Source organism: Bacillus sp. N447-1 (assembly GCF_022701035.1).
Taxonomy (GTDB): Bacteria; Bacillota; Bacilli; order Bacillales; family Bacillaceae_G; genus Bacillus_A; species Bacillus_A cereus.
In genome coordinates this window covers 4,695,682-4,719,331 of sequence record NZ_CP065509.1, presented here as the reverse complement: position 1 = coordinate 4,719,331, position 23,650 = coordinate 4,695,682, and the positions used below count along the sequence as shown (strand labels likewise).

Here is a 23,650-nt window from a genome sequence, read left to right as displayed (position 1 = left end):
TTTAATGTTTAAAAAACATTACATTGCCATTGTATAAGATGATTGGCACGCTGTCTACAATAAAGTGTCAGAAAACTGAAATCGCTTTATTCTTTTTCGAAAATAGTAATGTTTATATGCCAAAATAAAAAATAAGCTGTATATTTACAGCTTATTTTTGAATCATATCTTTAATTGGTGCGAATGACTTGCGGTGTTCATCTAGTACTCCATGCACTTCAATTGCCTCTAAATGTTGCTTTGTGCCATATCCCATATGTTGCTCAAATCCATATTCAGGATACTTCTCTCCCAGTTCTTTCATCATACGATCTCTCGTTACTTTTGCTATAATGGATGCTGCTGAAATCGAAACACTTTTCGCATCACCTTTAATAATTGATGTTTGCGGAATTGGTGTAGGAAGCTTCATCGCATCAATTAATAAATGTTGAGGTGTACAAGATAAATTTGCAACTGCATCTAACATCGCTTGTTTCGTTGCTTGGTAAATATTAATGTCATCAATAACTTGCGGTGATACAATTCCTACTCCAATTGCAATTGCTTGTACTTTTATTTCATCATAAAAACGCTCACGTTTCGCTTCACTCAACTTTTTCGAGTCATTTAACCCTGGAATATAAAAATCCTCAGGAAGAACGACAGCTGCCGTCACAACAGGCCCAGCCAATGGCCCGCGCCCTACTTCATCAATACCCGCGATATATGTGACCCCTTTTTCACGCAAAGCATTTTCATACTTGGACATTTCAAAAAACTTCTCTTTTTCTTTCTGTTCTAACTCTTTTTGTTTATACCACTTCAAAACGAGCTTTTGAACACCTTTTCGATCATCTTTCATTAACAGTTGAAAGCGATCATCTTCTTCATTCATAATTTCTTTCAATACATTTTCCGCTTCTTTTATCGTCATAGTTTGCATTTATACAAGCTCCTTTTTAAACATATCCAAAAAGAAAAGACGCACAAACGCACGTCTTATACTTCTTCTATTTTTTCCACATCTTCCACTTGCTCTCCAAACTCTTCCGGTGTTTCAAACGTCATTTTTCCAAGTTTGCCACCACGAAGCTCACGAAGCACAAGCTCAGATGTCTTATCATAATCAATCATTCCGCCGCCCATTAAGCAGCCTCTATTTTTTCCAATTGCATCGAATAATTCCACAATATCTTCTGGAATCTCATTTAAATTATAGCGTTCTTTCAAGCGTTCTGGATAATGTTTCTCCATAAAACGTAATGCGTAAACAGCTACATCTTGTAAATTTAAAATTGAATCTTTAATTGCACCCGTTGTCGCTAAACGAAGACCCACTAATTGATCTTCAAATTTAGGCCACAGAATACCTGGTGTATCTAACAATTCCATTTCCTTCCCAACTTTAATCCATTGTTGAGCTGTTGTCACACCTGGACGATCTCCTGTTTTAGCAATATTTTTCTTTGCCAATTTATTAATCAATGTAGATTTACCAACATTTGGTATACCTACAATTAATGCACGAATCGCTCTCGGTCTAATACCTTTTGCAACCATTTTATCAAATTTTTCTTTAACAAGCACTTTACAAGCTGCTGCAATTTCCTTCATACCTTGTCCAGCTTGCGCGTTAATCGAAATTGCCATATGGCCTTTTTCTTTAAAATATGCGATCCATTGTTTTGTTAAACGATCATCCGCCATATCCGCTTTATTTAAAACAACAAGCCTTGGCTTATGTGTAATGATTTCATCAATCATTGGGTTTCGAGATGATAATGGTAATCGAGCATCTACAAGTTCAATTACAACATCAATTAATTTTAATTTCTCCGTTACTTGGCGTCTAGCCTTCGCCATATGCCCTGGAAACCATTGAATTACCATGTTGCCACCTTCTTTTTCATTTATTTCACAATACGTGCGTCTTCTAACGGCCAATATAACATATTAGCTTTACCAATTACTTGATCCATTGAAATCGTACCGATTGAACGGCTATCTTTACTAAAACGACGATTATCACCTAAAACAAATAATTGATCTTTTGGAACGGTTTTCTTGCCTGTCATTTCTTCAAGATTAAAATCATATGTAAGCGGTCCGTCAGCAATTTGCTTTTTCTGCTTGTCTAAATACGGCTCCTCATAAGCCTTTCCGTTAACATACAGTTTATCATTACGATACTCTATTTCATCGCCTGGCAGGCCTATAATGCGCTTAATGTAATCTTTATCTTCTGTTGCTCGAAATACGATAATATCAAAGCGTTTTGGATCTCCAATGTGATAACCAATTTTATTCACAATCATTCGATCACGATCATGTAAAGTAGGTGCCATCGATACCCCGTCTACGAGAATTGGCGCAAAGAAAAACTGTCTAATAACACCAGCTAATACAACAGCAATCAAAATTGCCTTAATCCATTCCCAAAGTGAACTCTTCTCTTTTTTCATGCATTTCCCCTCCACGGTTATGTAAACTGCTCGTATTATACCAAAATTTCATATAGATTGGAAAAAGGGAGCTTGTGCATTTACAAGCTCCCATACATGTCTTATCGAATTTCTTTAATACGTGCTTTTTTACCGCGAAGGTTACGTAAGTAGTATAACTTAGCACGACGTACTTTACCACGGCGAAGTACTTCGATTTTCGCGATTCTTGGCGTGTGAACTGGGAATGTACGCTCAACACCTACACCGTAAGAAATCTTACGAACTGTGAATGTTTCACTGATTCCGCCACCACGACGTTTAATTACAACACCTTCGAAAAGCTGAATTCTTTCACGAGTTCCCTCAACAACTTTTACGTGTACACGTAAAGTGTCACCAGGACGGAATGAAGGAAGGTCAGTTTTTAATTGGCCTTTTGTAATTTCTGCGATTAATTGTTGCATATTAAATTCTCTCCTTTAAACAGATGCTCTTATAAAGTCTTAATAAATTACAGCGGAACATCGTTAATACGGCTACTGATTTCAGTAGCACAAATGTTATAATAGCATATTACTAGGCCTGTTGCAATAGCAAATATATGAAGTTATTACTGCTCTCGCTTTATTTCCTCAAGCCATTTTTTCTCTTGTTTAGATAACTCTCTCTCATCTAACAAATCCGGTCTACGCGTATACGTTCGACGCAAAGATTCCTTATGTCGCCATTCATCAATGTTTTTATGATTCCCTGACATTAATACATCCGGTACCTTCATACCACGAAAATCAGCCGGACGTGTATAATGAGGATGCTCTAATAAACCTGTACTAAACGAATCCTCTACTTGTGAAGCATGATTTCCTAGCACACCTGGCAAGAGACGTACAACACTATCAGTAATAACCATAGAGGCTAATTCTCCGCCCGTTAATACATAGTCACCAATAGAAATCTCATCCGTTACGAGATGCTCACGAATTCGTTCGTCATACCCTTCATAATGCCCACATACGAAGATCAAATGTTCTTCCCCTGCAAGCTCTTCCGCTTTCTTCTGCGTAAATCTTTCGCCCTGCGGACACATTAAGACAACTCTAGGCTTACGCTCTGTCTCTTTCGTCAAATCTTCTACAGCATCAAAAATAGGCTGAGGAGTAAGCACCATACCAGCTCCTCCGCCGTAAGGATAATCGTCTACACTATTATGCTTACTTGTTGTATAATCACGAAAGTTAACAACACGAAGGTTTACCGCTTCTTTTTCTTGTGCCTTCTTTAATATAGAAGATCCAAATACACCGGTAAACATGTCTGGGAACAACGTTAAAATATCAATTTTCATTATAGCAGCCCTTCCATTACATGAATGGTTACTAATTTATTTTCAATATTAACTTGAAGTACAACGTCATCGATATAAGGAATTAAGAGATCTTGACCCTTCGGGCGTTTAATTACCCAAACATCATTTGCACCAGGAGATAGAATCTCTTTGATTGTCCCTAGCGCTTCTCCTTCTTCCGTTACAACACTGCAACCAATAATTTCATGATAGTAGTATTCACCTTCAGCAAGTTCACCTAACTGCTCTTCTGGTACTTTTATTAAAGAACCTTTAAACTTCTCTACTTCATCTACATTGTTATATCCTTCAAATGTTAATAAATCGAATGTCTTATGTTGGCGATGAGAAGTTACCTTCACCGGAAGGTAGTCTGTGCCTTTCTCATTCGATATGTATAACGTGTTTCCTACTTTATATCGCTCTTCTGGAAAATCAGTACGAGAAATAACACGGATTTCTCCTCTTACGCCATGAGTATTTACAATTTTCCCTACGTTAAACCATTTTGTCATAAATAGTATGTCACCCCTGGTTTCTATATAAATTAAGCATCTCCATTTCACAGATGGAACATGCACTCTCTATTTAAATGTTAAAAAAGGGAGAGGAATAACTCCTCGCCCTTTTTTACGTTTATTGAATTTCCAGTGTTACTTTTTCATCATTATGATGTCCCACTGAATACAAGAGCATTCGAATCGCTTTCGCAACTCTCCCTTGCTTTCCAATGACTTTTCCAACATCCTCAGGATGTACAGTTAATCGATACTTTATCTCTCCGTTGCAAAGTTCCTGTGTAACTTTTACATCTTCAGGATAATCGACAAGAGGCTTGACAATCGTCTCGACTAACTTCTTCATAGTCATTGCCTCAATTACTTACCTTGTTTAGATAAGTGGAATTTCTCCATGATACCTTGGTTAGAGAATAAGTTACGAACTGTATCAGATGGTTTAGCACCATTTCCTAACCATTTTAATGCTGCTTCTTCGTTGATCTTAACTTCAGCTGGTTGAGCAACTGGATTGTAAGTTCCGATTTCCTCAATGAAACGTCCGTCACGAGGAGAACGAGAATCTGCAACAACTACACGATAGAAAGGAGTTTTTTTAGCTCCCATACGTTTTAAACGAATTTTAACTGCCATTTATAAAGCACCTCCGAATTTATTTCACACAGATAATTATATTAGCAAAAAGACTATTGCTTTGTAAAGTATTTTTTCTTAACAGAGCCATCTTTTTTTCCTTACATGAATGGAAACTTCAATCCACCTAGTCCTTTTTTCTTACCTTTTTGCATTCCCGTCATCGTCTTCATCATTTTTTTCATGTCATCGAATTGTTTAATTAGACGATTGATTTCTTGTACAGTTGTACCGCTACCTTTGGCAATGCGCTTTTTGCGACTAGCATTGATTATTTCCGGTTGTTCTCGTTCTAATTTAGTCATAGAACGAATAATTGCCTCAATATGCCCAATTTGTTTTTCATCAACTTGTGCATTTTTCAGCCCTTTAATTTTATTTGCACCAGGAAGCATTCCTAACAATTCATCAAGCGGCCCAAGTTGACGCACTTGTCCAAGTTGTTCTAGGAAATCGTCAAGCGTAAACGAAAGCGTACGCATTTTTTGCTCAAGTTCTTTCGCTTTCTCTTCATCAACTGTAGCTTGCGCTTTTTCAATCAATGTTAAGACATCGCCCATCCCTAAAATACGGGATGCCATACGCTCTGGATGGAACGCTTCAATTGCATCTAGTTTTTCACCCATACCAGCAAATTTAATCGGCGTGTTTGTTACAGCCTTAATAGATAATGCAGCACCACCGCGCGTATCACCATCTAATTTCGTTAATACAACACCTGTTAAACCTAACTGTTCATGGAAACTTTGCGCAACATTTACCGCGTCTTGTCCCGTCATCGCATCGACAACAAGGAAAATTTCATCCGGTTTCGCAACTTCTTTAACTTTCGCTAATTCATCCATTAGTTCTTCATCAATATGCAGGCGACCCGCTGTATCGATTAAAACATAATCGTGATGATCTTCTTTTGCTTTTGCAATCGCTTGTTTCGCAATTTCAACAGGACTTACTTGATCTCCTAAAGAGAATACAGGCATGTCCAATTGCTTCCCTAATGTTTCAAGCTGTTTAATCGCTGCTGGACGGTAAATATCCGCTGCAACAAGCATCGGTTTACGGTTATGCTTTTTACGAAGCAAATTCGCAAGCTTACCTGTCGTCGTTGTTTTACCCGCACCTTGCAGACCAACCATCATAATAACAGTCGGTGGCTTATTAGCAACAGCAATTTTGCTTTGCTCTCCGCCCATAAGTTCTGTAAGTTCTTCCTGTACAACTTTAATTACTTGTTGTCCAGGTGTCAAACTTTTCATTACATCTTGTCCGACAGCACGTTCAGACACACGCTTCACAAAATCTTTTACTACTTTAAAGTTAACATCTGCTTCTAAAAGAGCTAGACGAACTTCTCTCATCATTTCTTTCACATCGGCTTCAGAAACTTTTCCTTTGCCGCGGATTTTTTGCATTGTCTGTTGAAGTCGGTCGGCTAATCCTTCAAATGCCATATTGCCGCCCTCCTAATCTAATTTTTCGATAGCTTCAACAACTTGTTTCATTTCTTCATTCACATGCTCTTCTTCGCTGATTAGCTGTTTTAGCTTTGCAACAAGTCGCTGTCGCTCTTGAAACTTTTGAAGTAATACTAATTTTTCTTCATATTCTTCAAGCATCGCTTCAGTCCGTTTAATGTTATCATACACGGCTTGGCGACTTACATCAAATTCTTCCGCAATTTCACCAAGAGATAAATCATCTAGATAATAAAGCGACATATAACTTCTTTGTTTTTGCGTTAACAACGATTGATAAAAATCAAATAAATAGTTCATTCTCGTTGTTTTTTCGAGCATGTTGGATCATCCTTTGTTAAGTGATTTCCCTTTACATGAATTAGTTTACATGTAGTCCAAAAGAGTGTCAAGTTTTTTTCTTAACATCATATATTTTTTATAGAAAAAGAAGCGGAAATACCGCTCCTTTCACTTATACTTCTTCTGTTTCTACTAAGTTCGCAAATAAACCATACACATATTGTTCTGGATCAAACTGTTGCAAGTCATCCATTTGCTCTCCTAATCCAACAAACTTCACTGGTACATCCATTTCGTTACGAATCGCTAATACAATACCACCTTTAGCAGTTCCATCTAACTTCGTTAAAACAATACCAGTTACATTCGTTGCTTCACGGAATGTTTTCGCTTGGCTTAAACCGTTTTGTCCTGTTGTTGCATCAATAACAAGTAATACTTCATGAGGAGCACCTGGTACTTCACGCTCAATTACACGCTTCACCTTCTCTAATTCTTTCATTAAATTTACTTTATTTTGCAAGCGTCCTGCTGTGTCACATAGTAATACATCTACCTTACGTGCTTTCGCAGCTTGTACAGCGTCATACATAACCGCCGCTGGATCAGATCCAGATCCTTGTTTAATCACTTCTACACCAACGCGATCGCCCCATACTTCTAATTGTTCAATCGCTCCAGCACGGAATGTGTCTCCTGCCGCTAATAGGACTGACTTACCTTCTGATTTAAACTTATGCGCCAGTTTACCAATTGTCGTCGTTTTTCCTACACCATTAACACCAACAAATAAAACAACCGTTAATTGGTCCTCTTGCATATTAATTTCGTTACTAAAATCGCTGTCGCCTTTGTAAATTCCTACTAGTTTTTCTGAAATAACAGCTTGTACTTCTTTTGGATCTTGAATGTTACGACGTTGTACTTCTTCTTTCAATTGGTCAATTAATTCCATTACCGTCGCAACGCCAACGTCTGCACCGATTAAGATCTCTTCTAACTCTTCAAAAAAATCTTCGTCCACTTTACGGTAACGATAAACTAAATCATTCACTTTATCCGCAAATGAATTTCTCGTTTTTTCTAATCCTTGTTTAAATTTCTCTGTAACTGTATCCGTTTGTTTTGAAATTTTTTCTTTTAGTTTTTTAAAAAAACTCATACTTTCCCATCCTTCCTATTCACTTGCAATAAGTTCTTCTCCGGCGTCTAAACGAACCGAAACAAGTTTAGATACCCCTGATTCTTGCATTGTTACACCGTACAACACATCAGACTCTTCCATTGTACCTTTTCTATGTGTAATTACAATAAACTGCGTCTCATTACTGAATTTCTTTAAATACTGTGCAAAACGAGCTACATTCGCCTCATCAAGGGCTGCCTCTACCTCATCTAGTACACAGAATGGTACTGGGCGTACTTTTAAAATACCAAATAAAAGCGCAATTGCTGTTAAAGCACGCTCTCCACCTGAAAGTAAACCTAAGTTCTGCAGTTTCTTCCCTGGCGGTTGTGCTACAATATCAATACCCGTATTTAGTAAATCCTCTGGATTAGTCATTACTAAATCCGCTCTACCGCCTCCAAATAATTCAGAGAATACCGATTGAAACTCCATTCTAATGCCTTCAAACGTAGTAGAAAAGCGTTTTTTCATTTCTTCATCCATTTCGGTAATAAGCTGGTGCAATGTCGCTTTCGCTTCTTCTAGGTCGTCTCTCTGCTCTAGTAAGAATGTATGACGCTCCGCTACACGTTCATATTCATCAATTGCCCCTAGGTTCACTGTACCTAACTCTTCTATAGATAATTTGATTAATTTTACTTTCTTACGCGCATCTTCTGCAGGCATTGTCATTGTATATTTTAGTTTTGCCGCTTCAAATGAAATCGTATATGTTTCACGTAAATGTTGTAATCTATTTTCCAACTCTACATCAAGTCGATTTATTCTCACTTCTTGATCTTTCAACATTTCAAGAATATATTTATGTTTACCTGTCGTTTCTTTCAAATTGCGCTCTAAATGTTCTACCCTCTCTTGCAACGATACACGTTGTTCACGACGAGAGCGAATTAATTCTGAAGTTTGATTACGATCATATGCTTTCTTCTCAATCATATTCGTAATTTGCTCTTCACCACTTGAATTAGATGTCATTTCTTGTTTTAAGAACGCTAAATCCTCTTTCGTTTTTACAAGTGTCGCATCCGTTTCTTCTTTTTCCTTCGTCAATCGTTCAACTTTTTCTTTTTGATTAAATAAGCGTTGTTGCTTTTCAGCTACCAGCACTTTTAACTCCGTCATTTCTTTTTGAACTTTTTCTTTCGAAGAATGTTGCTCACTTTTTTGTTTTGTTAAAGCTACAATTTTACTATCTAACTTAGTGATATCAGCTTGAAGATTCGTTAAAATCCCTTCTAACTCCTCTTTACGCCCTTGCATTTTTACTCGATCTTGTAAAAACCCTTCAATCTCTAAATCATAAATAGACAATCGATCATTAATACGATGTTCTTCTAATTCTAGACGATTAATCTCTTCTCTTAATTTCTGCTCATCTACACGATCTACTTCTACAGTTTGCCTTAGTTCGCGTATTTTCACTTCTTTTTCTTGAATCTCTTGTTTTACTGCTTTAACAAAGTTTTCTAACTTCATTGTTTTTTCTTCCATATCAGTTAACTTGCGAGTCCACTCTTCCAGTTCACGTTGGCGTCCTAATAAAGAAGATTTCGCTTGCTTTACCGCCCCACCAGTCATAGAACCGCCAGGATTCACTACATCACCTTCGATTGTTACAATGCGATAACGGTATTGCAGTTGTTTCGCCAACTCATTTGCTCCGCGTAAATCTTTCGCAACAATAACCGTACCTAATAAATTTGAAACTACATTTTCATATTTATTGTTGTACTGCACAAGTTCTGCCGCCACACCTACAAACGATGGGTGTTGATTTGCAATGCGTAATTGCTCAAATGATAAAGACCTGCTTTTAATAACAGCTTGCGGTAAAAACGTTGCACGTCCATGTTTATTTTGCTTTAAAAATGCTATCGCATTACGAGCATGCTCCTCTGTTTGTACAACAATATGCTGCATCGCTGCACCTAGAGCAATTTCCATTGCAACTTCGTATTCTTTCGGTACCGTTAACAGTTCCGCAACAGCACCCTCGATACCTTGCAACCTATTTTCTCTAGCTTTCAATACTTCACGTACACCTTGATAGAATCCAGAATAATCTTCTTGCATCTCTTCAAGCATTTCTTTTCGAGAACGTGCCTGTTGCACAAATTGATATGCTTGATACAGTTTTGTTTCATTTTCACTATACTGCGTCTTACATTTCCCAAGCGCCGCCTCTGTCTTCTGTATGTTTGAGAGAATGCCAGCTACTTTTTCTTTCGCTTGTTCGTAACTTTCTACAAGTTTCGTCTTTTTCGCTGTAATTTCCATACGCATTTCTACATATTTCGCATTCTCTTCATCTAGACGCTCGTTTTTAGACGTTTGCTGTTTAGATTGTTCTTCAATCATAGATAATTCATTACGATGACTAGCTTGTTGATTTAAAAGCTCAATATAGTCACCTTTTAAATTCTCAATCTGTTCCTCTAAATTGTCAGCAAAAGTAGCAAGCAGTTGCTCATTATCATGCAATTTTTGCTCCAACTCTTTTACTTCATTCACAAATTGCATTAAAGCTTCTGTACTTGACTCAATCTCACCATCGTAACTTTTAGCTTTCTCTGTTAATTCAACAATTAACTGCTCAAGTTGCGCACAATGCGTCGTAGCATTTTGCTTTCTCTCTTTTAACAACTCGCGCTGCCCTTCAAGTTTTTCTAGCTCTTTACTAGAAAGAAGAAGTACTTCTTGCAACGAGTCTACAGACTCATCTACCGCTTGTAATTGTCCTCGTAATTCCTCAAGCTCTTCTTCACTTTTTTGTAAATTCGTTGACATTTTAGCTTCTTCGTTTTTATTATGCCCAAACTGATTTCGAAGCGCTTCCCATTTCTCGTGCAATTCTTCAATTTCATGGACAATAAGCGCAGCTTCTACTTTCTCTAATTCTTCTTTATTCTCAAGATAATCTTTCGCAATAGAAGCTTGTCTTTCTAAAGGTTCTACTTGACTACTTAATTCATGAATTATATCTTGTACACGATTTAAGTTTTCTTGTGTTTCTGCTAATTTCCCTTCAGCTTTCTTTTTGCGAAGTTTGTATTTTAGTACGCCTGCCGCTTCTTCAAATACACCTCGACGCTCTTCTGACTTACTACTTAAAATCTCTTCCACTTTCCCCTGGCTAATAATTGAAAAAGCTTCTCTTCCCATACCAGAGTCCATAAATAAATCGATAATATCTTTCAATCTACATGATTGTTTATTAATATAAAAATCACTATCACCTGAACGAGATACACGACGTGTTACACACACCTCATTGTATTCAATTGGTAAACGTTGATCTTCATTATTTAAAGTTATTGTTACTTCAGCAACATTAACCGCTCTCCTCGTATCACTGCCTGCAAAAATAATATCCTCCATCTTTGCACCACGTAATGATTTTGCAGATTGTTCACCAAGTACCCAGCGAATTGCATCAGTAATATTACTTTTCCCGCTTCCATTAGGTCCTACTACAGAAGTTACACCTGGGACAAAATCAACAGATACACGCTCAGCAAAAGACTTAAACCCTGCTATTTCTAATCTTTTTAAAAACACGAAAGGCCTTCCTCCTATTCTCCGTCGTTATAAATGTTCTCTATACAAAAACAAGTATTATACGGATTTACCTTCTTTTTCATTATAAACAAAAAGAAAGTTTCATTCTATGCACAAGGAATCCCCCTCATTCAAAGGGGGATTCCTTATAGTTGTTCTTTTAATTTTTTCAATGCTTCTGCAGCAGCTTGTTGCTCTGCTTCTTTTTTCGACTTACCACTACCAAGACCTAAAGCTACGTTATTTAACGTAACACGTGACACAAATTCTCGATTGTGAGCTGGTCCTTTTTCTTGCAAAATTTGATACTCAACATTGCCACTGCCATCACGCTGAATCAATTCTTGCAACTGACTCTTATAATCCATCACATGAGAAAAAGCACCCTCATTAATTTTCGGATATACAATTTCTTTTAAGAATTCCCAAACTGTTTCTAGCCCTTGATCAAGATAAAGGGCACCAATAAACGCTTCAAAGACATCCGCTAATAAAGCTGGTCGTTCACGTCCACCTGTCATTTCTTCACCTTTTCCTAATAAAACAAGGCTACCAAATGACAATTCGTTCGCAAAACGAACAAGAGATGGCTCACATACAATAGCTGCACGTAGTTTTGTTAACTCTCCTTCGCTCATTGTCGGATATTTTTGAAACAGATACTGCGATACAGTCAGTTCCAATACTGCATCTCCAAGAAATTCAAGACGCTCATTATCTTCATGCGGTTTTTTTCGATGCTCATTCACATACGATGAATGCGTAAATGCTTGAATCAATAATTTTTCATCTGTAAACGTAATACCTATCTTTTCTTGAAACACTTTAAATGCTTCACGATATTTTGTTTCGTATTTTTTTTCTCTATATTTTCGGTACGGCATAGGTCCCTCCAGATATAAGCCAGAAAGCCCCGCTAAAAAACGGGACTTCACTTAAGCATTATAGATGACTCTCTATGTAAGTCACAGCATCGCCAACAGTAGCAATCTTTTCAGCATCTTCATCAGAAATTTCCATTTCGAATTCATCTTCTAATTGCATTACAAGTTCTACTACATCTAGGGAGTCTGCTCCTAAATCTTCCTTGAAGCTTGCAGCTGGTACTACCTCAGTCTCTTCTACTCCTAAACGATCAACGATGATTTTTGTTACGCGCTCTAAAACATCTGCCATTCCATTCACCTCCCCTCAAATATTATATTAAATATTGACCAAAAAAACTAGGTGAAATCGATTCTTTTATTACATTACCATACCGCCATCAACATTTAACGTTTGACCTGTAACATATTTGCTTTGATCAGAAGCAAAAAACGTTACAGCATTCGCGATATCTTTCGCTTCACCAAATTGAGCAGCTGGAATAACTTTTAACATTTCGGCTTTAATATTCTCATCTAGTACATCCGTCATATCAGTCGCAATAAAGCCCGGCGCAATTGCATTCACTGTAATATTTCGACTTGCTAACTCTTTTGCAGATGTTTTTGTTAATCCAATAACACCCGCTTTAGCAGCAACATAGTTAGCTTGTCCTGGGTTTCCTATAACACCAACAACCGAAGCGATGTTTATAATTCTACCGTGACGTTGACGCATCATATAACGAGATACTGCTTTTGTACATAAGAATACACCTTTTAAGTTTGTATTAATAACTGTATCCCATTCTTCTTCTTTCATACGCATTAATAAATTATCTTTCGTTACACCAGCATTATTTACAAGAATATCAACTTGTCCAAATGTATCTACTGTTTGTTTCACCATATTTGTAACATCATCAGCATTTGCAACATCTGCTCTTACCGCAATTGCATCAGAACCTAATTTTTTAATTTCATCTACTACTTCATTTGCTTTTTGTTCATTACCAGCATAATTTACTACTACATTTGCCCCTTGTTTCGCTAAATCAATCGCAATCGCGCGACCAATTCCACGTGAAGCGCCAGTTACTAATGCTACCTTCCCTTTTAACATCAGTTTTCTCCTCTCAAATTTGAAATGGTATCTTTTAATGTCTCTTCATCGTATATCGCATATGCTTTTACTGATGAATCAATTGACTTCATAAGTCCAGCAAGTACTTTTCCAGGTCCAATTTCAATAAATGTATCTACTCCCTGGTTCACCATATATTCAATAGACGGGTACCATAATACAGGCGAATAAAGCTGTTCGATTAACTTTTCTTGAATGTCTGCACCACGTGTAATAACTTCCGCCGTAACATTTGCAATAACAGGAATATTCGTGTCATGAATTGTAATTTCATTTAAAACACTTTGGAACTTCTCAGCTGCCGGCTTCATAAGTGAAGAATGGAATGGCCCACTTACTTTTAGTGGAATCGCTCTCTTTGCACCATTTTCTTTCGCTCTTTGAGAAGCAACCTCTACGCCTTGCTTCGTTCCAGAAATCACAATTTGCTTCGTACTATTCATATTAGCGATTTGCACTGCATATCCTTCACTTGTTACTTCTTCTGTAACTTGTTTCAGCATATGTGGGTCAGCACCTAATATAGCTGCCATTGCGCCTTCCCCGCCCGGAACAGCTTCTTCCATATATTCGCCACGTTTCCTTACAGCATATACAGCATCTTCAAAAGTTAATGCACCAGCTGCTACAAGAGCACTATATTCACCTAAACTATGACCAGCGACAAAGTCAGGTGTAATGTCATACTCTTTCAAAGCTGTCAAAATAGCAAAACTCGTTGTTAATAATGCAGGCTGCGCATTTGTTGTTAATGTAAGCTTTTCCTGCGGTCCTTCAAAAATCACTTCTGAAAGTGAATCTTCCAACACCTCATCTGCTTTTGCAAACACTTTTGCAACCTCTTTATTATTCTCTGCTAATTGTTTACCCATTCCAACTGCCTGTGAACCTTGGCCCGGAAAAAGAAATGCTATTTTTCCCATTTCAAATCCTCCTCTTATTGGAGTGACTCTTTCTCCATTACGCTTGAAATCGTAGGAATTACTTCTTTCGCTACCATTTCTCTCGTTTGACGAATCGCACTAAATATCGACTGATCATTAGAAGAACCGTGAGCCTTAATGACAGGTGCTTTCAATCCAAATAATGCAGCTCCTCCATACTCCGAATAATCCATTTTATCTTTTAATACCATAAGTTTTGGCTTTAATACCGCCGCTGCTAATTTGCTCGTAAATGAACTCATTAACTGTTCTTTCAACATAGAGAATAGCGCAAGTGCTGTTCCCTCTAATGATTTCAACGCTACATTCCCTGTAAAACCATCACATACAACAATATCTGCTACACCTTGCAATAAATCTCTTGATTCAACGTTCCCCACGAAATTAATTGGCGCATCTTTAAGCATTGCAAATACTTGCTTTGAAAGCTCGTTTCCTTTTCCATCCTCTGTTCCAACGTTTAATAGTCCAACGCGAGGATTTTCAATTCCTCTTACCTTCTCAGCATAAACAGATCCCATTACTGCATATTGATATAAATGAATTGGTTTTGCATCAACATTTGCTCCAACATCTAACATAACAAAACCTTTTCCATCTACAGTTGGCATTGTAGGCGATAAAGCTGGTCTCTCAATTCCTTCCATACGACCGACTACAAATAATCCAGCTGCCATTAAAGCTCCTGTACTACCTGCGGATATACAAGCGTCTGCTTCTCCATCCTTTACTTGTTGTGCCGCAAGCACCATTGAAGCTTGTTTTTTTCGACGAACCGCTCTTACTGGTTCCTCCGTTGATTCTATTTTTTCGTCTGTATGAAGAATAGTAATTCGTTCATCACTGGTTAAGTATTGACGAATTTCCTCTTCTTTCCCTACTAACGTAATATGTAAATCAGAATATTCCTTAATAGCTTTCATTGCCCCTAATACTACAGCCTTTGGAGCGTGATCTCCGCCCATTGCATCTATTGCGATTTTCATAAGTTGTTACCTTCCTCACTATAATTACTAGATCGATACATTTCAAAAGTGCCTGTAAAAACAAGTTCTTCTCCAACGAAGCTACGCACTTTGACAACCGTCCGGCCTTTATCATTCTCTACATCTTCAACGCGCGCTTTTGCAACAACACGCTCTCCTAATTTTACAGGGCGAATGTATCGAATGGTAGACTTTGCAGTTAAAGCTAATTCTTCATCAATAACCGCAACAGCTAGTGAGTTTGCTTGCGCAAACAGATGATGCCCACGAGCGATTTGATTTCTTTTAAATACATGTTCTATCTTTACTTCAAAGATAGAGATTGCATGTCTATCTAATTCAATATCAATAATTTCTCCAACAACCTCTTCTAACGGTAAAGATTTCACATCTTCTTCATGTTGCTTTGTAGCTACATGTTTAATTCTCTCTCTTAATTCAGGAATAGACAATTCCATACGATCAAGTCGTACCGTTTGTATACTCACTTGAAATTTTTCCGCTAAATCTTCATCCGTAATAAAAGGATTTGATTCGATTGTTTGTTGTAATAACTCTTGTCTTTCTTTTTTACTTCTTCTTTTTTTCATACCGCACCATCCATTTTTATGACTAGGTACTAACAGTAGTATATAATCATTAAAAGTAGAATGCAACAAAAACTTTTGTTGACTCCCTTTAATCGAGCTTCTCTCCTTGGAACACACCTGTCCCATCAAGATACGTACGCAAGGCAGCATACTGATCATTGTGCCAAAACGCTTCTGAATCTACTAGTATCGCCGCATCTTGCCTTGCCGTTTCTAACGCTCGATAATCATGTACCATGTCAGCAACCTTAAATTCTGGTAAGCCACTTTGCTTACTCCCAAAGAAATCTCCAGGACCTCGTAATTCTAAATCTTTTTCTGACAATACAAATCCATCATTTGTTTCAGTCATTATGCGCATTCTTTCTTTCCCTGTTTCTGATTTAGGGTCTGCTATTAATAAACAATATGATTGTTCACTACCACGGCCGACACGCCCTCTAAGCTGATGAAGCTGCGATAAACCGAAACGTTCTGCATCATAAATAACCATTACAGTCGCATTCGGTACGTTCACACCTACTTCAACAACTGTTGTCGATACAAGAATTTGTACTTTATTTTCACTAAACTGTCCCATTATCTCTTCTTTTTCCTGAGACGATAATCTCCCATGCATCAATCCAACTTGGCATTTCCCTTGGTAATGATGCGTCAGCATACTATGTAAGTCGATAGCATTTTGCACATCAAGTTTCTCAGATTCTTCAATTAGAGGACAAATAACGTATGCCTGTCTTCCTTTTTTTATCTCCTTTTCAACGAAACCGAGAACGCGATCTAACATATCATGTTTTGCCCAGTATGTTTCAATCACCTTTCTACCTGCTGGCATCTCATCGATTATCGAAACATCCATCTCTCCAAATGCAGTAATTGCAAGCGTACGCGGAATTGGTGTCGCTGTCATAAATAATACATCTGGACTTTCACCTTTCTCCCGTAAAACTCGGCGCTGCGCTACACCAAATCGATGCTGTTCATCTGTAATAACGAGACCCAACCTATGAAATATAACTTCATCTTGAATTAAGGCATGCGTTCCAACAAGAATATCTATTTCTCCTTGTTCTAACTTCGCTAAAATTTCTCGACGTCTCGCCCCTTTAACAGAACTTGTTAACAGTTCCACCTTCATACCAAAATGCGAAAACGTTTCAGCAAGCGACTGATAATGTTGCTCAGCTAAAATTTCTGTAGGAACCATTAAAGCACCTTGATAATGAGCTAATTTCGATGCATAAAGACCAATCGCAGCAACAACTGTTTTCCCAGAACCAACGTCACCTTGCAATAGTCGGTTCATCCGATAAGGAGATGTCATATCTTTCAAAATTTCATCTACAACTCGGCGCTGCGCACCCGTTAATGGAAACGGCAGTGCATCGATAAATTCTTGTAATTCTGCTGACGGAATCTCTTTCTTCGTCCCTTTTGAATTTTCCCTCTCCATTTTCCGGAGCGTTTGCATTTTCAGCTGAAATAAGAAAAATTCTTCATATACAAAACGGCGACGCGCTTGCTTCAAATCTTCCTGTCCTACCGGAAAATGCAATGCCCTGAGCGCTTCATATCTTGGTAATAATTTATATCGCCCTAACAAACCATCCGGTAACACTTCGACTATAGAATCTCCATATTCCTTTAACGCTTGAGCAATAAAACGACGCATCTGTTTTACTGTAAGTTTCCCCTTTACTGAATAAACAGGTTCCACTTCTTGTTGACGTACAACCGGTCCAAAATGAAGTTCTGATACAGCAATTGTTTGACGATGTTGATCCCATTTACCAGTAATCGTTATCGTTTCATCTAACTTTAATTTTTGCTTATAGTAAGGCCTATTAAAACATACCGCCGTAATTAAATAACGACCGACGAGAACACGAACTGTTAAACGCGATTTCTTCTTACCATAATATTGCAGCAAAGGAGCACTATGAACCTTCCCTTCAACCGTTACACGTTCATCATGCTTTACTTCAGCAAGATCTTTCATCGCATAATCTTCATAACGGTACGGAAAATGTTCTAATAGATGAGAAACTGTATAAATACCCATCTCATGTAGTAACTCAGATGTTTCTCCTCCGATCCCCTTTACATCCGTAACAGGAACTTGTACAACATCATTCAAGATTCTCACACCCCGTCACATTATTTTCTTTATTGCATTTTATTTGAGTACCAATTAGCATCTGTAATCGCTCTCTTTCACCTTATATATTCTATCATAGGCATTCTAAGAGAAACTACTCAAATCCCTTATATAAAACAAGTAAAAAAGAGCCTCACTATTAGCAGCAAGGCTCTTTTCTCTCTTCAATATGCTAGCCTTTTGAATAAAAACTAGTAATAAACTTCATATTACTACTTCTTATCCATTAGCAAGTAAGTAATCCATTTATTTTCAAAACGAATCTTATCTTATTCTACAGAGAAGATGAAAGAATACACTGGTTGGTTTCCAGCATGTACTTCTACTTCTGCATCTTCAAATTTCTCTTCTACAAATTCAACTAACTCCGCTACTTCTTCATCAGTTGCATCTTCCCCTTGTAGAATCGTTACGATTTCAGAATCTTCATCAATAAGCGCTTCTAGTAATTGCTTCGCAGCTCCTACTTTTTCAGCATTTGTAGATACAATTTTCCCATCTGCAATACACATGAAATCATCTTTTTGAATTGCTACACCATCAATTTCCGTATCACGTACAGCATACGTAATTTGACCTGTTTTCACATGAGATAAAGCTTCTTGCATGTTTTCTTCATTCTCTTCTAACGTTCCAACTGGGTTAAATGCTAACATTGCTGCCATACCTTGAGGAACTGTTTTCGAACGAACAACAATAACTTCTTGATCTACAACTGATGCCGCTTGTTCTGCTGCCATTACAATATTTCCGTTATTCGGTAAAATAATGATTTTTTCAGCATTTGCTTCTTCAATTGCCTTCACGATATCCTCCGTACTTGGATTCATCGTTTGACCACCTTCGATAACTTTCGTTGCGCCAATGCTCTCAAATAAAGTTTTAATACCAGAACCCATAGCTACAGTTACGATACCATATGGTTGTTTTTCTTTCGATTGAGCTGGTTGCTCAGGAACCATAGTAGGTTCATCTAACAAAGCAGTATGCTGTTCACGCATATTTTCTACTTTAATCTTAATTAAACTACCGTATTTTTGCCCGTAGTTCATAGCGTCTCCAGGATGTTCTGCATGGATATGAACTTTTACAATTTCATCATCAGACACAACTAGTAGAGAATCACCATATACACTAATATCTTCACGGAATTTTTGTTCAGAGAAATTATGCTCTTTCACCTTTTCAGCCTCTAATTTCACCATGAACTCTGTACAATATCCATATTTAATATCTTCTGTACTCAATTGGCTTTGTACACTACGGTGATGTTCTGCGCGTACCATTTCATTCATAGATGGTTGCGTCGGTGCATCAGAAGAAATCGTTTCTCCTTTTAAGTCAGCTAAAAACCCTTCGTATACCACTACAAGACCTTTACCACCGCTATCTACAACGCCAACTTGTTTTAATACAGGTAATAAATCTGGCGTACGATTTAACGATGCGTTTGCTTCTTTCACAACGTCTTCCATAAACAAAACAAAGTCGCGCTGTTTTTTCGCAACTGTTACTGCATATTTACCCGTTTCTCTTGCAACCGTTAAAATCGTTCCTTCAATCGGTTTCATAACCGCTTTATAAGCCGCCTCTACTCCAGCTTCTAGTGCTGCAGCAAAATCAACTGTTGTTAATTCCTCTTTTTGTTCAATGGATTTAGAGAAACCACGGAACAACTGAGATAAAATAACTCCAGAGTTACCACGAGCTCCCATTAATAATCCTTTGGCTAAACTTACGCCGACTTTACCAGCATGCTGTGAAGGATTTGCTTTCACTTCACGCGCACCTGAAGTCATAGATAAGTTCATGTTTGTACCGGTATCGCCATCTGGAACTGGAAATACGTTTAATGCATCAACAAGCTGAACATTATTTGTTAAATTATTCGCTCCTTGCATGATCATTTGTGATAAACGTTTTCCATCAATTTTTTGAATTGACACAGATTTTCCTCCTTAATGCACATTACAAGTTTATTACTTTAACTCCTTGTACGTAGATGTTTACAGAATCTACTGCTAGTCCTACAGTTTGATCTAATGTATATTTCACTTTCGTCTGCACATTATGTGCCACTTCTGAAATTTTCGTACCATAGCTCACAATAATATACATATCAATATGTACTTCATCTTCATCTTTACGAACAATAACACCTCTAGTGAAATTTTCTTTTCGTAAAATGTCTGTTAATCCATCTTTTAACTGATTTTTTGATGCCATACCTACGATACCGTAGCAATCTACCGCGGCACCTCCAGCAATTGTTGCAATTACATCTGTACTAATATCAATTTGACCGTACTTCGTTTTAATTTCAATTGACATCTCGTTTCCCCCTTCATAAATGGTGAAAGTGAGCTAGACTACTTTAGTTACTATCATATAATCTTTTTAAAGAAAATTCCATCGTTCTTTCTTTTCACTCTCATATTTTATGTTTTAAATTACACTTTTTTATGATGAGCAAAATAGTCCATTGTTATTATACAACATGTACCACTATAATATGTCAAGCAATTTTTATGGATTTCAACTTTTCTTCATTGACATATAGTGTCAAGTAAATTTTCTTGATTTCTTTTTTCTACGGTGTTGCATTCTCTTTTTAGTTGTGTTAAATTATAGTAGTGTTTTTAGCATCGCATAAAAGACTAACATTGAAAAATTACGTATGGTAAGGTATCAAGGGAGGGAAATATAAATGGCTCGTGTTTGTGCTATTACTGGAAGAAAAGCTCGTTCTGGTAACTCTCGTTCTCACGCAATGAACGCTACAAAACGTAAGTGGGGCGCTAACCTTCAAAAAGTTCGCGTACGCATCGACGGAAAAGTTCAACGTGTTTACGTTTCTGCTAGAGCATTAAAATCTGGCAAAATCGAACGTGTTTAATAATAAAAAAAAGAGCCGATAGGCTCTTTTTTTACTATAACAATGGAAAAAGCACCGGTGATAGGTGCTTTTTTTAATCTTTTTTGAAGGTATTTAACATTGCACGAACAATTCCACCAAGAAATTTAGGTAACTTAATTGTATAAAATCTCATGGTTTCCCTCCTAATCCCCATTACTCCACTTGGTCACTATATGATGTAAGGAGCAAAATTGTTTCTTCAATCAGTGCTTCTTATCAACATTAATATGCCAGAAGTAAATGAAAAAGTACCTTTTTCCTCAACGAGTTCGTTACTAATACAAAGTGTTGATCCCCACTCTATTGTTTTATTAGTAAGCGGGTACTTAAAACCAAACAATGTAATCCCTTCCACTATTTCAGTAACTGGTACAAAAGATACATAAGGAAAGTTTTTATTTTCTTCAATTATATGTGTACCCACTTTTTTAACTGTTATTTCATTTTTATTGTCCACAATACACATTTCTATCTCTACTTCTAACCCTTTTAACAGCATCTGTATATTTGCCAAACCGTGATCAAGCCTTCCACCGGTAGCACCAAAAATACGAATTAGTGCCGGCTTCTGTCCTAATGCCCAGTTAATTGCAATTTCTAAATCCGTTTGATCTTTTTCTCGCGGAACAATATGTAATTCGTTCGTTTGCTGTCCCATCCATACTAATTCTTCTTCGGTAACTGAATCGTAATCTCCAAACGCAACAGCCGGTGTAATCCCTTTCTTTAATAGACGGTATACTCCCCTATCAACCGCTGCCCACACTACTTCCTCATCCTCATATCGAGCAAAATCTGCACAATATTCCGAAGGTCCTCCTGCCAAAATATGAATAATCATTTTTTCTTCCCCTTCCATTGTAAAAAGGCAATCTGCCATTCGGTAGATTGCCTTTTTACATATTTTTACGCCATCCTATGAATACCTTACTAGGATAAAGTTCATCACTACCCACGAATTACGCGAATTGCTTCACCGCGGTCTTTTTGATTGTATACTGCTGATCCAGCTACAAGTACATTTGCTCCTGCTTCCACACAAAGTCTTGCTGTTTCAGCATTTACACCACCATCAACTTCAATTTCTACTTCTAGATTGCGCTCTTTCACCATGTCTGCAACTTGTTTAATTTTCGGTAATACAGAATGGATAAACTTCTGTCCACCAAATCCAGGGTTTACTGTCATAAGTAATACCATATCTATATCTTCTAATACATGCTCAATTACTGAAACTGGCGTATGTGGATTTAATACAACGCCCGCTTTAATACCATGAGATTTAATTAACTGAATTGTACGATGTAGATGTGGACACGCCTCTACGTGAACAGTAATAATATCCGCTCCCGCTTGTGCGAAAGTCGGGATATAGTTATCAGGATTTTCAATCATTAAATGTACATCTAATGGTAATGATGTAATTGGACGGATAGCTTCTACAATTAACGGTCCAATCGTAATATTTGGTACGAAATGTCCATCCATTACGTCAACGTGAATGTAATCCGCTCCGCCCTTTTCTACATCTTTAATTTCTTCCCCTAATTTTGAAAAATCTGCTGATAAAATCGATGGTGCAATTTTAATCATAACTAATACCTCGGCTTTCTCTCTCTAATTTCTTCTACGAATTGTTTATAGTTCTTATAGCGATATTCTGTAATCTTCCCTTCTTCAACCGCAGCTTTCACCGCACATTTCGGTTCAGAAAGATGTGTACACCCTCTAAATTTACAGTATTGGCTCGCTTCTTTCAACTCTGGAAAACAATATGTAAGATCTTCTACTTCTATATCAATGAAATCTAGTGAACTAAAACCCGGTGTATCTGCTACTAGTCCACTCCCAATTGCAATTAATTCTACGTGTCTTGTCGTATGCTTCCCGCGTCCTAAATGGGAGGAAATATCATTTGTTTTCAGCTCTAATTCTGGACGTAGCACATTAAGCATTGAAGATTTCCCCACACCAGATTGACCCGCAACGACAGAAACACAATTTTCTAAGTATGGTTTTAATATATCAATACTTTCTGACGTATTAATAGAAGTAAATAAAACATCATAACCCATCTCACGATAATCATTCGCATAAGCTTCAACAGTTGCTTTCATCTTTTCATCTACTAAATCCATCTTGCTAATACAAATAATTGGCTTAATGTTATGATATTCAATCAGCACTAAAAATCGATCTAACAGTCCAGGATTAAAATCTGGTTCTACTGCAGAGAACACAAGGATCGCTTGATCGACATTAGCAATAGGAGGTCTAACAAGTTCATTTTTTCGATCAAACACTTCAAGCACATAACCTTCAGTTGGATTATCTGCCTGAAAAACAACTTGGTCTCCTACAAGTGGTGTAATTTTATTTTTTCTAAATACACCTCGTCCACGACATTGCGTAACCCCTTCTTCATGCTGCACGTAATAAAACCCACTTAAAGCTTTTATAATTTTTCCTTCTGGCATAGAATTCTCCTTTTTTTGTATAAGGTGATGCTGAATTTAAAAATGAATGGATTTAAATTTTCTAAATAACGATTTCAAAACCTACCATATATACTTTCGCTAATATACATTAAATTTCCCATTAAATGCAAAAAAATATTTACAG

General features: G+C 37.3%; 26 protein-coding genes. 1 reads left to right on the top strand and 25 read right to left on the bottom strand.

Annotation, left to right across the window (positions count from 1 at the left end; all coding sequences use genetic code 11):
• Positions 1-151 precede the first annotated feature (151 nt).
• From IQ781_RS24270 to IQ781_RS24170, 21 genes are all read right to left on the bottom strand, one after another.
• Entirely contained in the window at positions 152-925 is a 774-nt protein-coding gene (locus IQ781_RS24270; RefSeq protein ID WP_001194265.1) for a ribonuclease HII, read from the bottom strand.
• A 56-nt stretch (positions 926-981) separates the two neighbouring features.
• Complete coding sequence (ylqF, locus tag IQ781_RS24265) at positions 982-1,872, bottom strand: ribosome biogenesis GTPase YlqF (protein WP_000236704.1); 891 nt, start codon at positions 1,870-1,872, stop codon at positions 982-984.
• Between the two features lie 20 nt (positions 1,873-1,892).
• Positions 1,893-2,444 (bottom strand): signal peptidase I, encoded by a 552-nt coding sequence (lepB, locus tag IQ781_RS24260; protein ID WP_000711853.1) that lies wholly within the window; start codon positions 2,442-2,444, stop codon positions 1,893-1,895.
• Positions 2,445-2,545: 101 nt separating this feature from the next.
• On the bottom strand, positions 2,546-2,890 hold the full coding sequence (rplS, locus tag IQ781_RS24255) for a 50S ribosomal protein L19 (protein ID WP_001186516.1): 345 nt from the start codon (positions 2,888-2,890) through the stop codon (positions 2,546-2,548).
• A 146-nt stretch (positions 2,891-3,036) separates the two neighbouring features.
• Positions 3,037-3,771 carry a tRNA (guanosine(37)-N1)-methyltransferase TrmD gene (gene trmD / locus IQ781_RS24250; RefSeq protein ID WP_000686903.1) on the bottom strand — a complete coding sequence of 245 codons (735 nt, stop codon included), beginning with the start codon at positions 3,769-3,771 and terminating at the stop codon, positions 3,037-3,039.
• The gene (gene rimM, locus IQ781_RS24245) at positions 3,771-4,286 is read right to left on the bottom strand and encodes a ribosome maturation factor RimM (protein ID WP_000170278.1); all 516 of its coding nucleotides are present in this window, start codon (positions 4,284-4,286) and stop codon (positions 3,771-3,773) included. Before rimM ends, trmD begins: the two co-directional genes overlap by 1 nt.
• Positions 4,287-4,407: 121 nt before the next feature.
• Complete coding sequence (locus tag IQ781_RS24240; protein ID WP_000737401.1) at positions 4,408-4,635, bottom strand: KH domain-containing protein; 228 nt, start codon at positions 4,633-4,635, stop codon at positions 4,408-4,410.
• A 14-nt stretch (positions 4,636-4,649) separates the two neighbouring features.
• On the bottom strand, positions 4,650-4,922 hold the full coding sequence (rpsP, locus tag IQ781_RS24235; protein ID WP_000268750.1) for a 30S ribosomal protein S16: 273 nt from the start codon (positions 4,920-4,922) through the stop codon (positions 4,650-4,652).
• A 101-nt stretch (positions 4,923-5,023) separates the two neighbouring features.
• The gene (gene ffh / locus IQ781_RS24230; protein WP_000863460.1) at positions 5,024-6,373 is read right to left on the bottom strand and encodes a signal recognition particle protein; all 1,350 of its coding nucleotides are present in this window, start codon (positions 6,371-6,373) and stop codon (positions 5,024-5,026) included.
• A 12-nt stretch (positions 6,374-6,385) separates the two neighbouring features.
• Complete coding sequence (locus IQ781_RS24225; protein ID WP_000891062.1) at positions 6,386-6,718, bottom strand: putative DNA-binding protein; 333 nt, start codon at positions 6,716-6,718, stop codon at positions 6,386-6,388.
• 133 nt (positions 6,719-6,851) lie between these two features.
• Entirely contained in the window at positions 6,852-7,841 is a 990-nt protein-coding gene (ftsY, locus tag IQ781_RS24220) for a signal recognition particle-docking protein FtsY (protein WP_000007655.1), read from the bottom strand.
• Positions 7,842-7,856: 15 nt separating this feature from the next.
• The gene (gene smc / locus IQ781_RS24215) at positions 7,857-11,426 is read right to left on the bottom strand and encodes a chromosome segregation protein SMC (RefSeq protein WP_000478973.1); all 3,570 of its coding nucleotides are present in this window, start codon (positions 11,424-11,426) and stop codon (positions 7,857-7,859) included.
• Between the two features lie 146 nt (positions 11,427-11,572).
• A complete protein-coding gene (gene rncS / locus IQ781_RS24210) occupies positions 11,573-12,310 on the bottom strand; it encodes a ribonuclease III (protein ID WP_001146875.1) in 738 nt (245 codons plus the stop codon).
• A gap of 58 nt (positions 12,311-12,368) precedes the next feature.
• On the bottom strand, positions 12,369-12,602 hold the full coding sequence (acpP, locus tag IQ781_RS24205) for an acyl carrier protein (protein ID WP_000786062.1): 234 nt from the start codon (positions 12,600-12,602) through the stop codon (positions 12,369-12,371).
• Between the two features lie 69 nt (positions 12,603-12,671).
• A complete protein-coding gene (gene fabG, locus IQ781_RS24200) occupies positions 12,672-13,412 on the bottom strand; it encodes a 3-oxoacyl-[acyl-carrier-protein] reductase (RefSeq protein WP_000911773.1) in 741 nt (246 codons plus the stop codon).
• Positions 13,412-14,356, bottom strand: coding sequence for an ACP S-malonyltransferase (fabD, locus tag IQ781_RS24195; RefSeq protein ID WP_000515899.1), 945 nt, complete (start codon positions 14,354-14,356; stop codon positions 13,412-13,414). The genes fabG and fabD overlap by 1 nt, the downstream gene beginning before the upstream one ends.
• A gap of 14 nt (positions 14,357-14,370) precedes the next feature.
• Positions 14,371-15,363, bottom strand: a complete 993-nt coding sequence (gene plsX, locus IQ781_RS24190; protein WP_063220787.1) for a phosphate acyltransferase PlsX — start codon at positions 15,361-15,363, stop codon at positions 14,371-14,373.
• Positions 15,360-15,953: a transcription factor FapR gene (gene fapR, locus IQ781_RS24185; protein WP_000747348.1), complete on the bottom strand. Its 594-nt coding sequence runs from the start codon at positions 15,951-15,953 to the stop codon at positions 15,360-15,362. Before fapR ends, plsX begins: the two co-directional genes overlap by 4 nt.
• A gap of 88 nt (positions 15,954-16,041) precedes the next feature.
• On the bottom strand, positions 16,042-18,090 hold the full coding sequence (gene recG, locus IQ781_RS24180) for an ATP-dependent DNA helicase RecG (RefSeq protein WP_001000816.1): 2,049 nt from the start codon (positions 18,088-18,090) through the stop codon (positions 16,042-16,044).
• Between the two features lie 290 nt (positions 18,091-18,380).
• Positions 18,381-20,057 carry a DAK2 domain-containing protein gene (locus tag IQ781_RS24175; RefSeq protein ID WP_000027129.1) on the bottom strand — a complete coding sequence of 559 codons (1,677 nt, stop codon included), beginning with the start codon at positions 20,055-20,057 and terminating at the stop codon, positions 18,381-18,383.
• A gap of 22 nt (positions 20,058-20,079) precedes the next feature.
• The gene (locus tag IQ781_RS24170; protein WP_000021109.1) at positions 20,080-20,442 is read right to left on the bottom strand and encodes an Asp23/Gls24 family envelope stress response protein; all 363 of its coding nucleotides are present in this window, start codon (positions 20,440-20,442) and stop codon (positions 20,080-20,082) included.
• A gap of 376 nt (positions 20,443-20,818) precedes the next feature.
• Here IQ781_RS24170 and rpmB point away from each other — a divergent pair, with 376 nt between their 5' ends.
• Positions 20,819-21,007, top strand: coding sequence for a 50S ribosomal protein L28 (gene rpmB, locus IQ781_RS24165; protein WP_000124776.1), 189 nt, complete (start codon positions 20,819-20,821; stop codon positions 21,005-21,007).
• A gap of 73 nt (positions 21,008-21,080) precedes the next feature.
• Here rpmB and spoVM read toward each other — a convergent pair whose 3' ends face one another.
• From spoVM to rsgA, 4 genes are all read right to left on the bottom strand, one after another.
• On the bottom strand, positions 21,081-21,161 hold the full coding sequence (gene spoVM, locus IQ781_RS24160; protein WP_001213599.1) for a stage V sporulation protein SpoVM: 81 nt from the start codon (positions 21,159-21,161) through the stop codon (positions 21,081-21,083).
• 66 nt (positions 21,162-21,227) lie between these two features.
• Entirely contained in the window at positions 21,228-21,908 is a 681-nt protein-coding gene (locus IQ781_RS24155; RefSeq protein WP_002026234.1) for a thiamine diphosphokinase, read from the bottom strand.
• Between the two features lie 68 nt (positions 21,909-21,976).
• On the bottom strand, positions 21,977-22,621 hold the full coding sequence (rpe, locus tag IQ781_RS24150) for a ribulose-phosphate 3-epimerase (protein ID WP_000589974.1): 645 nt from the start codon (positions 22,619-22,621) through the stop codon (positions 21,977-21,979).
• A 2-nt stretch (positions 22,622-22,623) separates the two neighbouring features.
• A complete protein-coding gene (gene rsgA, locus IQ781_RS24145; RefSeq protein ID WP_001113932.1) occupies positions 22,624-23,505 on the bottom strand; it encodes a ribosome small subunit-dependent GTPase A in 882 nt (293 codons plus the stop codon).
• Positions 23,506-23,650: the final 145 nt, after the last annotated feature.

Coding starts and splice junctions, on each gene's coding strand:
- IQ781_RS24270 (WP_001194265.1), bottom strand. CDS start 925: ATGCAAACTATGACGATAAAAGAAGCGGAAAATGTATTGAAAGAAATT.
- ylqF (WP_000236704.1), bottom strand. CDS start 1,872: ATGGTAATTCAATGGTTTCCAGGGCATATGGCGAAGGCTAGACGCCAA.
- lepB (WP_000711853.1), bottom strand. CDS start 2,444: ATGAAAAAAGAGAAGAGTTCACTTTGGGAATGGATTAAGGCAATTTTG.
- rplS (WP_001186516.1), bottom strand. CDS start 2,890: ATGCAACAATTAATCGCAGAAATTACAAAAGGCCAATTAAAAACTGAC.
- trmD (WP_000686903.1), bottom strand. CDS start 3,771: ATGAAAATTGATATTTTAACGTTGTTCCCAGACATGTTTACCGGTGTA.
- rimM (WP_000170278.1), bottom strand. CDS start 4,286: ATGACAAAATGGTTTAACGTAGGGAAAATTGTAAATACTCATGGCGTA.
- IQ781_RS24240 (WP_000737401.1), bottom strand. CDS start 4,635: ATGAAGAAGTTAGTCGAGACGATTGTCAAGCCTCTTGTCGATTATCCT.
- rpsP (WP_000268750.1), bottom strand. CDS start 4,922: ATGGCAGTTAAAATTCGTTTAAAACGTATGGGAGCTAAAAAAACTCCT.
- ffh (WP_000863460.1), bottom strand. CDS start 6,373: ATGGCATTTGAAGGATTAGCCGACCGACTTCAACAGACAATGCAAAAA.
- IQ781_RS24225 (WP_000891062.1), bottom strand. CDS start 6,718: ATGCTCGAAAAAACAACGAGAATGAACTATTTATTTGATTTTTATCAA.
- ftsY (WP_000007655.1), bottom strand. CDS start 7,841: ATGAGTTTTTTTAAAAAACTAAAAGAAAAAATTTCAAAACAAACGGAT.
- rncS (WP_001146875.1), bottom strand. CDS start 12,310: ATGCCGTACCGAAAATATAGAGAAAAAAAATACGAAACAAAATATCGT.
- acpP (WP_000786062.1), bottom strand. CDS start 12,602: ATGGCAGATGTTTTAGAGCGCGTAACAAAAATCATCGTTGATCGTTTA.
- fabG (WP_000911773.1), bottom strand. CDS start 13,412: ATGTTAAAAGGGAAGGTAGCATTAGTAACTGGCGCTTCACGTGGAATT.
- fabD (WP_000515899.1), bottom strand. CDS start 14,356: ATGGGAAAAATAGCATTTCTTTTTCCGGGCCAAGGTTCACAGGCAGTT.
- plsX (WP_063220787.1), bottom strand. CDS start 15,363: ATGAAAATCGCAATAGATGCAATGGGCGGAGATCACGCTCCAAAGGCT.
- fapR (WP_000747348.1), bottom strand. CDS start 15,953: ATGAAAAAAAGAAGAAGTAAAAAAGAAAGACAAGAGTTATTACAACAA.
- IQ781_RS24170 (WP_000021109.1), bottom strand. CDS start 20,442: ATGTCAATTGAAATTAAAACGAAGTACGGTCAAATTGATATTAGTACA.
- rpmB (WP_000124776.1), top strand. CDS start 20,819: ATGGCTCGTGTTTGTGCTATTACTGGAAGAAAAGCTCGTTCTGGTAAC.
- spoVM (WP_001213599.1), bottom strand. CDS start 21,161: ATGAGATTTTATACAATTAAGTTACCTAAATTTCTTGGTGGAATTGTT.
- IQ781_RS24155 (WP_002026234.1), bottom strand. CDS start 21,908: ATGGCAGATTGCCTTTTTACAATGGAAGGGGAAGAAAAAATGATTATT.
- rpe (WP_000589974.1), bottom strand. CDS start 22,621: ATGATTAAAATTGCACCATCGATTTTATCAGCAGATTTTTCAAAATTA.
- rsgA (WP_001113932.1), bottom strand. CDS start 23,505: ATGCCAGAAGGAAAAATTATAAAAGCTTTAAGTGGGTTTTATTACGTG.